This window comes from Microbacterium sp. PM5, assembly GCF_003293595.1.
Lineage (GTDB): Bacteria > Actinomycetota > Actinomycetes > Actinomycetales > Microbacteriaceae > Microbacterium.
In genome coordinates this window covers 2,844,983-2,856,668 of record NZ_CP022162.1, presented here as the reverse complement: position 1 = coordinate 2,856,668, position 11,686 = coordinate 2,844,983, and the positions used below count along the sequence as shown (strand labels likewise).

Annotated in this window: 11 protein-coding genes; 4 read left to right on the top strand and 7 right to left on the bottom strand. The window is 69.7% G+C overall.

Annotation, left to right across the window (positions count from 1 at the left end; genetic code table 11):
• Positions 1 to 40 precede the first annotated feature (40 nt).
• Positions 41 to 1,045 (top strand): glycosyltransferase family 2 protein, encoded by a 1,005-nt coding sequence (locus CEP17_RS13505; RefSeq protein ID WP_112932610.1) that lies wholly within the window; start codon positions 41 to 43, stop codon positions 1,043 to 1,045.
• On the opposite strand, the gene CEP17_RS13500 is transcribed toward CEP17_RS13505, so the two are convergent.
• A complete protein-coding gene (locus CEP17_RS13500) occupies positions 1,042 to 2,133 on the bottom strand; it encodes a UDP-N-acetylglucosamine 2-epimerase (protein WP_112932609.1) in 1,092 nt (363 codons plus the stop codon). The two genes, CEP17_RS13505 and CEP17_RS13500, sit on opposite strands and share 4 nt — an antisense overlap.
• A gap of 322 nt (positions 2,134 to 2,455) precedes the next feature.
• Here CEP17_RS13500 and CEP17_RS13495 point away from each other — a divergent pair, with 322 nt between their 5' ends.
• The gene (locus CEP17_RS13495) at positions 2,456 to 3,745 is read left to right on the top strand and encodes an oligosaccharide flippase family protein (protein WP_112932608.1); all 1,290 of its coding nucleotides are present in this window, start codon (positions 2,456 to 2,458) and stop codon (positions 3,743 to 3,745) included.
• Complete coding sequence (locus CEP17_RS13490; RefSeq protein ID WP_112932607.1) at positions 3,729 to 4,613, top strand: alpha-1,2-fucosyltransferase; 885 nt, start codon at positions 3,729 to 3,731, stop codon at positions 4,611 to 4,613. The genes CEP17_RS13495 and CEP17_RS13490 overlap by 17 nt, the downstream gene beginning before the upstream one ends.
• Here the strand turns inward: CEP17_RS13490 and CEP17_RS13485 are convergent.
• On the bottom strand, positions 4,594 to 5,664 hold the full coding sequence (locus tag CEP17_RS13485) for a glycosyltransferase family 2 protein (RefSeq protein WP_112932606.1): 1,071 nt from the start codon (positions 5,662 to 5,664) through the stop codon (positions 4,594 to 4,596). The two genes, CEP17_RS13490 and CEP17_RS13485, sit on opposite strands and share 20 nt — an antisense overlap.
• Before the next feature lie 176 nt (positions 5,665 to 5,840).
• Here CEP17_RS13485 and CEP17_RS13480 point away from each other — a divergent pair, with 176 nt between their 5' ends.
• A complete protein-coding gene (locus tag CEP17_RS13480) occupies positions 5,841 to 7,331 on the top strand; it encodes a DUF2142 domain-containing protein (RefSeq protein ID WP_162722459.1) in 1,491 nt (496 codons plus the stop codon).
• Here the strand turns inward: CEP17_RS13480 and CEP17_RS13475 are convergent.
• The 5 genes from CEP17_RS13475 to CEP17_RS13455 form a co-directional block, all read right to left on the bottom strand.
• Positions 7,301 to 7,678 (bottom strand): DUF2304 domain-containing protein, encoded by a 378-nt coding sequence (locus tag CEP17_RS13475; RefSeq protein WP_112932604.1) that lies wholly within the window; start codon positions 7,676 to 7,678, stop codon positions 7,301 to 7,303. The genes CEP17_RS13480 and CEP17_RS13475 overlap by 31 nt on opposite strands.
• A complete protein-coding gene (locus tag CEP17_RS13470; RefSeq protein WP_112932603.1) occupies positions 7,675 to 8,406 on the bottom strand; it encodes a glycosyltransferase family 2 protein in 732 nt (243 codons plus the stop codon). The genes CEP17_RS13475 and CEP17_RS13470 overlap by 4 nt, the downstream gene beginning before the upstream one ends.
• A gap of 65 nt (positions 8,407 to 8,471) precedes the next feature.
• Positions 8,472 to 9,647, bottom strand: a complete 1,176-nt coding sequence (locus CEP17_RS13465; RefSeq protein ID WP_112932602.1) for a mannosyltransferase family protein — start codon at positions 9,645 to 9,647, stop codon at positions 8,472 to 8,474.
• Positions 9,648 to 9,692: 45 nt separating this feature from the next.
• Positions 9,693 to 10,829 carry a UDP-galactopyranose mutase gene (gene glf / locus CEP17_RS13460; protein ID WP_112932601.1) on the bottom strand — a complete coding sequence of 379 codons (1,137 nt, stop codon included), beginning with the start codon at positions 10,827 to 10,829 and terminating at the stop codon, positions 9,693 to 9,695.
• Positions 10,829 to 11,668, bottom strand: coding sequence for a glycosyltransferase (locus tag CEP17_RS13455; protein ID WP_162722458.1), 840 nt, complete (start codon positions 11,666 to 11,668; stop codon positions 10,829 to 10,831). The genes glf and CEP17_RS13455 overlap by 1 nt, the downstream gene beginning before the upstream one ends.
• Between the last annotated feature and the right edge of the window lie 18 nt (positions 11,669 to 11,686).

The window sequence follows — 11,686 nt, the reverse complement described above, 5'->3', positions numbered from 1 at the left end:
ACGGGTGATGCGCAGGGGGCCGGGTTAGACTTCTCGCGCTATGGCCTCTATTTCTGCGCGCCCCGACGCGGCCTCGAACGAGACGTTCTCGCCCGCCAGCGCGACGATCGCGATCGTCACCTACAACCGGTCCGGCCTTCTGACGAAGCTGCTCGAGAGCATCACCGCGATGGACCCGAAGCCGGGCCACGTGGTGATCGTCGACAACGCGTCGACCGATGACACCACCGCCGTCGTCGAGTCGTTCCGCGAGCGGCTGGGCGCCGAGCTGGTCTACCGCCGACTCGACGAGAACACTGGGGGCTCCGGCGGTTTCAGCGAGGGCATGCGGGTGGCGTATGAGCTCGGCTCGACGTGGATCTGGCTCATGGACGACGACGTCGAGGTACTGCCCGACGGACTCGCGAAGATGGGCGCCTGGGCGCCGCGGTTCAAGTCGATTCAGGGGCGACGCTACGACTTCGACGGCAGCGAGTTCTACTGGCAGTACCGCGTCGCGGAGCCCCTCGCGATCCCGATCCCGTATGCACCGAGCGGGTTCGACGAGTCGGGCTACAAGGAGATGAACTCGGGCTGCTTCGAGGGCATGTTCATCCACCGCGACATCGTCGGGCAGATCGGCCTGCCCGATCCCCGCTTCTTCATCTACTGGGACGACCAGACCTACGGCTGGCTCGCATCGCGCATCACACGCTCGGTCATCGTCAACGAGTTCGTGCTGCGTCGCACGCGCGAGATCAAGCAGTGGGACATGGGCATCCGGCACATGAACGCGTCGAGCAACGCGTACCGCTACTACATCATGCGCAATCGGGCGATCATCAAGCGCTATTACCGCAGCCTCGGGGTCTACAACCCTGTGCTGTTCGGCCTCGGCACGGCCCTGACGTTCGGCAAGGAACTCATCCGGCTCGTCTTGGTCGAGCGCACCGTCCGGGGTACCTCGAACCTGTTCCGAGGCCTGCGCGACGGACGCAAGATCTCGCGGGATGCCGCGTGGAAGCCCATGCCGCCGCTGGTCGGCGCGGGGAGACCCTCGAACTAGCTCTCCGCCTTCGGCGACGATCCGAACCCGCGTTCGATGAGGTCGGCGACGACGATGTCCGACGGCGACGCCCCGAATGGCGGGTCGACGACCCGGAACCTGTCGGGATCGCCCAGGAAGGCGCGCACGACGTCCGGATTCCAGCCCGACAGCACGGCGCTGGAACCGAGGCCGTCCGAACGCTCGGTCGCCCTGCGGTGGATCAGCGTCGGCACGCCGTGCACGGCCGCCTCCTCCTGGATGCCGCCGGAGTCGGTGACGATGAACCGCGCGGACTGCAGGAGCGCGACGAACGCGCTGTGCTCGAGCTTCGGCGCGACCGTCAGGCGCGAAAGCCCGGCGTCGGCGATCGTCGACGCCACCGTCTCGCGCGAGTAGGAGTCGACGATGATGTCGAGGGGCACGGGCGAGTGCGCGTCGAGGAGCCGCAGGGTGTCGAGCACCAACGTCGGCTGAGAGATGAACTCGTAGCGGTGCAGCAGGACCAGTCCTCGGTCGCGGAGCTCCGGCGCGGGAGCGGAGCTCGCCGCATCGCGCACCGCATCGCGAACCGTGTTGCCGTGCGTCGCCACGACGTTCCTCCGGCCGCGCAGATTCGCGACCGCCTGGTCGCTGGGCGCGTAGTGGACCGACGCGAGCCGCCCCACGATGCGCCGATCAAGCTCCTCCGGGAACGGGTGCCGCCAGTCTCCGGAACGAAGACCCGCCTCGACATGGGCGACCGGCAGGCCGAGGAGGCGACCGATGACGGTGCCCAGGACCGTGGTCACCGTGTCGCCGTGCACGACGACCACGCCGTGGCGCCGGTGCCGGCGCCGTTCGGACCTCAGATTGCGCAGCGTCCAGGCGGCGACCGTCCCCATCCACCCGACCATCTGAAGAGGCGAGGTCAGCGGCCGGCCACGCCAGCCGTCGGCGATCACGCGATCGGGCGTCGGCAGTCCGAGCTGCGGGATCGCGGTGCGCAACGCCTCCGTGTGCTGCTGCGTCACCCATTGCTCGAAGGGCACGCCGCGCTCCTGGAGCCGGCGCATGACCGGAGCGAGCTTGATGGCTTCCGCCGTCGTGCCGTAGACGAAAATGATCACGCGACCGCCTCCACTGTCATCGGGGATCCGCCGGGAGGGCGACACTCATCGAACACCTCGGCTCTGAGACGGGGCCTCGGGCGCGCGACGTCGCTGGGCAGCTTGTCACGCATCTAAGCACTCCGGAGTAGGCGAGGAGTGGCGCCGTGCGACGACGGGCCACGCCATCGATCCTAGGGGAGAGCCCGGCGGGGCCGCGGATGCGGAGGGTCCGAGCCCGCGGTTGGTAGACTGACCCGCCGTGCACGTGCTCGCCGCAGGGCGACGTTCCCCGGAGCGCGCGAGGCATCAGACCCACCATCAGAGCATTGAGGCGCGCCGAATGTCAGAGCATCCTCTCGATCGCGTCTCCCCCCGCGAGGCGGCGTCGCGAGGGCACGTGCGCGCACACGCTCGCGGGCTCTCCGAGGTCGCTCTCGCCAGCGTCTTCGGCGTCATCGCCTCGTTCGTCTTCCAGGTGGCGAGCGCCCGCTATCTGGCGCCGACGGATTTCGGCCTGCTGTCGGCGTTCCTCGCCGTGGTCGGGACGGCGGCGATCGGGAGCTCGTCGCTGCAGAACATCACCGCCGTCCAGACGGCGTCTCTGATGCGGGAGACCCCGAACCCCGTGAGCCGTCGGCGCATCCCCCGCGACGCCCTCATCCTCGGAATCGCCGCAGGGGCAGCCGTCGCGGCCGCGGCGCCGACGCTGGCGGCATCCCTCGGGAGCTCTTCGGCGATGATCCTCGCCGCGGCCGTGTCCATCCCGCTGAGCTTCTTCTTCGCCGACGCGCTCGGCCTGCTCCAAGGCGCGGGGCGGGTCTCTCAGGCGGTGTGGTGGTCCACCGCCTCACTCCTGCTGCGCCTGGCCATCCTCGGCGTCGGCGTCCTGCTGGGCTGGGGACTCGGCGGTGTGGTCGGAGCCGTCGTCTGCGCGACGGCGATCTCCGTGGTCGGCGCCGCCTGGTCGGCGCGCGGGATCGCCCGCCCGACCCTCGGCGTGTTCTCCCGCAGCGGCGCGGCGATCGTGGTGCTGACGGTGGCGTTCGCGTGGCTCACGTCGTCGGACATCCTCTTCCTGCGGGCGGCGGACGCCACCGCGGTCGCCGGATCGTATGCCGCGGCGACGGTGCTCGTGAAGGCGGGATTCCTGGTCCCGTCGACCCTGTCGCTCTACCTGCTCCCCCGCTTCATCCGCGTTCAGGACGACCGGCGCCTGTCCCGTCTCGGCGTGCTGGTCACACTGGCGCTGTCGATCGGCACGAGTCTGGCGATGACGCTCGTCTTCGCGCTGCTCGGCCCGTGGATCATCCACACGCTGTACGGAACCGAGTTCACCCTCGCCGGAGACCTCCTCGTCCCCGTCTGCCTGGCCTACCTCCCCTGGATGGCTGCTCAGGGGATGCTGATCAAGATGACGTCCACGGCGTCGATGGGAGGCGCGCTCGCCCTCGTCGCCGCCGTCATCGTGCAGTCGATCGCCTTCATGGTGGTCGCACCCGACATCCCGCTCATGCTCACCTGGCTCGGGGCCATCGGCGCCGCGGCCCTCGTCGCCTTCCTCGTGATCGACAGCACCGGGGCCCGGCGGGCCGAGCGCAACGAAAGGAACAGCCATGGTCGTGCGTCGTGACGGGATCACGGGTTACGTGATGGGAGGACTGGGAAACCAGATCTTCATCCTGGCGGCGGCGTGGGAGCAGGCGCGCCGGCTCGACGTGCCGGTCTATCTGGACCGCTCCCACTACGCCGTCGGCGGCACATTCGCCTACGGTCTCGACGCCTTCACCCACCCCGCGATCTCGCTGGCGCCGGAGCAGTCGCCCTGGCGGTCCGTCCGCGTGAATCGGGAGCGCGTGCTCCCCCTGCCCCGCCGGCCGTGGGGACGGGTCTTCCTCGAGCGCGACGGCGACGCCTACGCACCCTCGATCGAGCAGGTGCGTCCCGGCACCACCCTGATCGGCTACTTCCAGTCGCCGCGCTACTTCCCCTCGATCCGCGACGAGCTGAGCGATGCCATCCTCGCCATCGACGAGGAGCCTCGGGAGTCGGCCGAGGTCGCGCGGATCCTCGCGGAACCGGCGATCTCCCTCCACCTGCGTCGCGGCGACTATCTGGCGGTGTCTCCCGACCGTCAGTTCATCGCCTCCGTGGCCTACGCGGTCCGGGCCATCCGCACGCTGCGCGCGCTGGGCGTCGACCTGCCGGTGCGGGTGTTCTCCGACTCGGTCGCGCTCGTCAAGGACGAGCTTCGGGGCGTGGCCGGCGACTTCGAGTTCGTCGAGGAGGGCCTGCTCGGAACGTGGGCGAGCCTGCGCGCCATGTCCGCCGGCCGCGCGATGATCATGAGCAACTCGAGCTTCAGCTGGTGGGGGGCGGAGCTCATGCGTCGCCGCTTCGGCGCCGACACGCCGGTCGTCGCGCCGCGCCCGTGGACGCGGGGCGGAACAGCGAAAGCCGACCTGCTCGACCCCGACTGGATCACCCTCGACGCCCGCTGAGGTCGGATGCGGCCGGGGTCGCGCCGCGCGCCCGGCGGAACGCCCGCCGATGCAGGACCACGCCGCGGACGACGCCGGCCCAGAACGTCGGCGCGAACACCGGCAGCCAGCACACGAAAGCCAGCAGTCCACGGGGCGGACAGCCGTTGCGGGCGGCGACGGACAGCAGACCGCCGACGCCGAGGAGGGCGATGCCCGCGAGCGCGGCCGCACCGGCCGCGCCGAAGAGCACGAGCAGGGCCCCGACCACCACCGGTGAGATCGCGAAGGCCACCAGCACGATGCTGCGCGCGGGCGTCGTGCCCGCGTAGCTGTCGACGAACAGGGTCCCCCGGTCGAAGGTGTGCCGGACGAAGCGGCGAACGGTGGTGCGCGGCCGGTACAAGGCCCGGAACGCGGGGTCGATGCGGATGCCCGCCGTCCCCGCCAGGTGGCGCAGCACCTTGGTGTCGTCCGACACCAGCCGCGCATCGGCCTCCGGCCAGGCGTACTCGAACGCCTCCCGGAGTGCGCCGATCTCCGCGAGGAACATCGTGGTCCCCTTCGGGGCGGCGTCGAAGTTCTCGGGCGTGAGGTCGAACTGCCGTGGCCGCCGCAGATACCGGCCCCAGAACGCGTACGTCGGAGCCTCCCAGAACAGGCCGATCAACGGCACCGACGGGTCGGTGACCACGTGCGCGTTCCAGGCGATGCCTGCCGGCGCCTCACGACGCGCCGCCAGGACGGCGGACAGCGCATCGGCCCCGATCAGGACCCGCGAGTCGAGAAGCAGCACCAGAGGTGCGCGCGCCGTCGACAGACCCAGCCACCGCGCCAGGAAACGACCGCGGTTGCTCTGCCTTCGCAGACGCACCTCTCCGGGGAATCCCTCCGCCGCGTCGGCGACGACGGCCGCCGTGTCGTCCGTCGATCCGTCGTCGACCACGATCACCTCGGCGCGCACCCCCGCACGCGACACGGCGACCCCGAGCGCCGTCAGCGTGTCCGCGAGGTAGGGCGCGGATTGATAGGCGGGGATCACGACGCTGATCTGCGGGTCCGCGTCACTCACCCGTGCCCCCCGTCATCGCCGAAGGCGTCGTTCGGGAGGGCGCGGAGCGCGCACCGGAGGGTTCGTCGAATCGCGTGGCGATAACATGGTCGTCGGCGCGGATCACGGCTCCACGATACCCGCGCCCGTCTGAACGCGTTCCGCCCTGCGAGCCACCACACCTGAGGAGACCCGCCGTGTCGCAACGCCGCCGCGCCATCGCACTGATCGTCGCCCCCCTGGCCCTGCTCGTCTCACTGCTGACCTGGGGCGTGTCCTCGCCGCAGGGCTCGAGCCCGGACGAGCACTACCATCTCGCGAGCATCTGGTGTGCGGACGGCATCGTCCCCGGGGTGTGCGAACAGGGCTCCGCACCTCAGTACCGCTCGGTGCGCGCCGACATCGCCGAGGCATCGCTCTGCTTCCGCCGGCATCCGGACCAGTCGGCCGCGTGCGTCGTCGACGACGCGCGCATGGTCGAGACGGATCAGGCCAACTGGGCCGGCGAGGCCTACCCGCCGGTGTTCTACAGCGTCATGCGGATGTTCATCGTCCCCGATGACGTCGGGCTGTCCGTGCTCATCCTGCGCAGCCTCAACGCGGTCCTCTACGTCGGCCTCCTCACCGCGCTGTTCTTCCTCCTCCCGAGGCGCCTGAGGCCGCCGATGATCTGGGGGGCGGCGCTGACCATCGTCCCGCTCGGCGCGTTCCTCATCCCGAGCATCAATCCGAGCACGTGGGCGATCCTGTCGGCCACGGGCCTCTGGGTCGCGACCTGGGGCTACTTCGTCGAACGGCGGCTCACGCGCCGGATACTGCTCGGCGCGCTCGCGGTGACGTTCCTGGTGATGGGGGCGGGGGCGCGCAGCGATGCGGCCGTCTACGGCGTGCTCGCGATGATCGTCGGCACCGTGCTCGGCTTCGAGCGCAGCCGCCGCTTCCTGCTGTCGGCCATTCTTCCGGTGGCGCTCACCGCGGTCGCGGTCGCGTTCTTCTTCACGAGCGGACAGTCGGCGATCGTCTCGGCATCGACGGCCAGCACTGACGCCCCCCTGGCACTGCACCAGCTCGCATTCCTGGACCTGAAACTGCTGCCGGAGCTCTGGGCGGGGGTGTTCGGGACGTGGGGTCTCGGCTGGCTGGACACGACGATGCCCGGCAGCGTGTGGGTGACAACGATCGCGATGTTCTCGGCGGTGTGCTTCTGGGCGCTGCGCCGAGGCGACGTCCGCAAGTGGATCGTCACGACCGGCGTCGCCGCCAGCCTGGTGGTCGTCCCCATGTTCATCCTGCTCCACGACGGCGTCATCGTCGGCCAGTACGTGCAGCCGCGGTACATCTACCCCCTCATCATCCTGTTCGCGGGCGTGGTGGTCATCGGCTTCCAGCGCCCCGGCCTCGGGCTGAACCGGACGCAGCTGCTGGTGGTCGCGGCCGGTCTCACCGTGGCCAACAGCGTGGCGCTGCACGTGAACCTGCGGCGCTACGTCACGGGCGTGGATGTGCCGGGATTCAACCTCGACCTCGCGGTCGAGTGGTGGTGGAACGCACCGATCACGCCGTTGGGCGTGTGGGCGCTGGGTACCGTCGCGACGGCCGTGCTCGCGGGGATCCTCGTCCGCGCCGCGTGGAGCGCCCGTGAGGACGCAGAGGCGATTCAGGCCTCGTCGGTGGTGCCCCGCGCCTGAGCCTTCTCGAGCTCGACGATGCGCAGCTCCTGCAGCGCGGCGCGTTCGGCGAGCGCGCGCGTCTCGGACTCCAGCCCGGTGAGCTCCGCACTGTTCTGGATGCAGACGAGGAACAGCACGGCGATGCTGACGAAGAAGATGAGGTTCGTGGGCAGCACGACCCCGGCCAGCGACGTGGCCCACACGAGGATGTCGGGGAAGAGGCCGGCGATGAGCGCCAGAGAGGCCGCGAGCAGCCACCAGATGGCGTGCCTCTCGCGCAGACGGCGTCGGCGGAGCAACTCGACGACGACGCCGAAGGTGATCACCGCGGCGACGACACCGAGGATATACGCGGTGGTGCTCATGCCGCTCCTTGTGTGAACCGGGGCGCCGGGCGCACGTAGGCGAAGCCCAGGGCGACGAAGGCCCGCAGCAGATAGACCGCGGCGAGCAGCGGGTTGTGCGACGGCTTGCCTCCCATGCGCGCGCGCATGACCACCGGAACCTGCGTGATGCGGCATCCGGCACGCGCGGCGATGACGAGGGCCTCGACGGTGTCGCCGAGATACTCCGCGGGCATGTTCTCGGCGAACAGGGCGATGGCGCGGGGCCCGCACGCTTTGAATCCCGAGGTGGCGTCGGTCAGGCGCGCGCCGGCCGATCTGCTCAGCACGGCGGCGATGGAGCGCATCGCCCACCGCCGCAACCAGTGCACCTGGTACTCGCCCTCGCCGGCGAAGCGCGCACCGATCACGACGTCGGCATCCGCCAGGCGCTCCAGCAGCGCGGGCACGGCGCGCGGGTCGTGCTGACCGTCGGCGTCGATCTGGACGACGGCCGCGTAGCCGCGCTCCTGCGCGTACTTGAAGCCGAGGCGCATCGCCCCGCCCACCCCGAGGTTGAACGGAAGACGGGCGACCGACGCTCCGGCGGCGGCGGCGACCTCGGCCGTCGCGTCCGACGAGCCGTCGTCGACGACGAGGCACGTCGCCTGCGGCAGTGCCGCCGTGATCTCCGCGATCACACCGCCCACCGCCTCCTCTTCGTTGTATGCGGGCACGACGACCAGCACACGAGCGGGCACGGAGGGCATGGAACGATTCTAGCTTCGAGCCCGGCGCTGACCGAGCGGTCACGCTCGGTCAGCGGGCCGCGAGGTCAGTCGGCCCAGCGCCCGAGGGCGAACTGGAACGTGTTGAACCACAGGAGGGCGGTCGAAGCCCCAAGCACCGCGATGAAGACCCAGAACCGCCATCCGCGTCGATCGGCGCCGCGGCCGACGACTAGCGGGATCGGGAAGAGGGTCGTGCTGTTGCGGGCCAGCGACAGCCACGAGTTGCTCGTCATGAGCGAGGCAGCGGTGAGACCGACGAAAGCGAACTGCGCCCAGTCTCGACGCCAGGCCAGCCACGCCGCGAAGATGAGGATGAGAACCCCGAAGACGATATCCATCAGGAATTGCGGCTGCGCCTGGGTGCCCGACGGCGCCAGCATGGCACGGACTGTCGCGCTCAGCGAATCCCAGGGGAAGAGCGTGGCGCGATCCCACCCGGCACGCTGGGCGCGCCACCACGCGTCGATGTGCCCGGTCTGCAGCCACAGCCACGCGAGGTAGGCGGCGACGCCCGCCGCGCCCAGCGCGACGCCGCCGAGGTCGTGGCGAAGGACCTTCCGCCCGGTGCGGCGAGCCTGGACGACGAACATCACCAGGAGCGCGGCGACGAGGAAGAGGCCGTTGGCTCGCGTGAAGCCGGCGCACGCGGCGAAGGCGCCCGCCCACCACCAGCGTTCGGTGCTGCCGGCGTACCAGGCCGCGAGCGCGGCGGCCAGGAACAGGGACTCCGAGTAGGAGGCGTGCAGGAAGAGCGCGTAGGGTCCGAAGGCGAACAGGACGACCGCGGCGGTCGCGGTGCGCGAGGTCCCACCCAGCCGGCTGCTGAGACGCCAGAGCAGGATGCAGGCGATCAGGCCGCCCACAGCAGCCACGAGGGCCATCGCCCACGGCACCGGGTTCGCCGAGAAGGGTCCCAGCACCCAGGCGACGGCTCCGGCCGCGAGCGGATATCCCGGGAAGAAGGCGTAGGACTCGATCGCACCGTCCGCGGCGTAGCCCCGCTCCGCGATCGTGCGGAACCATCCCGAGTCCCAACGGTGCAGGAGCATCGCGGGCGAGGCGGCGCCGAACGCGGAGTCGGTCTCGATCCACAGCGCGATCATGGCGATCGAGGTCACGAAGACGCGCGATGCCAGCCACACCGCTCCCCCGACCGCACCGGCCCGCCACCACGGACGGTCACTCCATCTCACGGTCCCCAAGACCACCGTCGTCGTCATCTTGTCGTTCTGCTCCGCGTGTCTCTGACTGCTCCGTGGTCTCCGCTACGCGAGATGGTTGTTCCACAGAGACAGGGCCGATCCGATGGCCATGTGCATGTCGAGGTACTGGTAGGTTCCGAGACGGCCCCCGAAGTGCACGTTCTTCTCCCCCTTGGCGAGGTCGCGATAGGCGAGCAGCCTCGCGCGATCGTCGGGCGTGTTGACGGGGTAGTACGGCTCGTCGTCACGTGTCGCGAATCGCGAGAACTCCCGCATGATCACGGTCTTGTCCGTCGGGTACCGGGCCGCGCGCTCCGGGTGGAAGTGCTTGAACTCGTGGATGCGGGTGTAGGGCACCTCGGCATCCGCGTAGTTCATGACGCTCGTGCCCTGGAAGTCGCCGATGTCGAGCACTTCTTCCTCGAAGTCAAGCGTCCGCCACGCCAACGCCCCCTCCGCATCGTCGAAGTACCGGTCGACCGGTCCCGTGTACACGACCGGCAGCTGGCCCACGGTGGCCCTCTTGCTCCACGGCTGCGTGTCATCGAAGTAGTCCGTCGACAGCTTCACATCGATGTTGGGGTGATCGGCCATCCGCTCGAGCCAGGCCGTGTACCCGTCGGTGGGAAGGCCCTCCCAGGTGTCGTTGAAGTAGCGGCTGTCGTACGTGTACCGGACCGGCAGACGACTGATGATCTCGGCCGGCAGCTCGTGCGGGTCGGTCTGCCACTGTTTGGCCGTGTAGTCGCGGATGAAGGCCTCGTACAGCGGGCGTCCGATGAGACCGATCGCACGCTCCTCCAGGTTCTGCGCGGCCTTCGGATCGAACTCGCCCGCGAGCTCGTGCACCAGCTCTCGCGCCTGATCGGGCGTGTACGCCGCCTGGAAGAACTGGTTGATCGTGCCCAGATTGATCGGAAGCGGGTACACCACGCCGCGGTGGTTCGTGTACACGCGGTGGACGTAGTCGGTGAACGTCGTGAAACGGTTGACGTACTCCCACACGGTCGCGTTCGACGTGTGGAAGAGATGCGCCCCGTAGCGGTGCACCTCGATCCCGGTGGTCGCCTCGTCCTCGCTGTACGCGTTCCCGCCGATGTGGTGGCGGCGGTCGATGACGGTCACCTTCCGCCCCGCGGCCGCGGCGCGTTCGGCGACAGTGAGACCGAAGAACCCCGAACCGACGACAAGAAGGTCCATCACCATCTCCTCTCGCGCGCCGGGTAGCGAAGACCGGCGATCACCCCGCGCCCGGCCTCGCGGATCTTGGCCATCCGGTGCTCCTCGAGCAGGAGGAGCTTGACCCACGCTTTGGTCGTGAACCACAGGTCTTCCCAGAACCATCGCCCGAACCCGTACCGGCGTGTGACGATGACACGATTGCGGGTCGCATGGAAGATCCGGGTGAGCGAGTAGTTGGCCAGGTACACGCGGCGACCGAACAGCGTGGTGGGCGCGGAGTCGCCGAACCGGTGGTCGAGGACCGCGTCGTAGACCTTCAGGTTGCGATAGCCCGCTCGTCGCGCACGCAAGCAGATGTCGTGGTCGACGTAGTCGATGAACAGCGGCTCGTCGTGAAGCCCGATGCGCTCCAGCAGCGCGCGGCTGAACGACGAGCCCGAGCTGATGAGGACGTCCTTCTCCTCGACTCCGACGCCGCGCTCGGGGCGATAGATGATCCCGGTCGCCGCCGAGCGCAGCGACGGACCGATCACTCCGGCCTCCGGCACCCTCGACCGCGCGCGCGTCAGCGTCTCGATGAACCCCGGGGTGATCGTGCTGTCCTGGTCGAAGACCACGACCTCGTCGTACCCCGCGGCGATGGCCGCGCGCATGCCGGCGTTGAAGCCGGCGGCGACCCCACGGTTCGCGTGCTGTGGAAGCCAGCTCACGCGCGGATCCTCGTGGAGCGCCGCGCGCACGCGGGCGCTCGACGGGTCGTCGGGTGAGTTGTCGACGATGTAGACGTGGTCCGTCTGCGCGCGCAGCGCCCTCACGTTCTCCTCGGTCACCGGGTCGGGGAGGAAGAGCAGCACCACTCCCGCGACGGAGCGAGA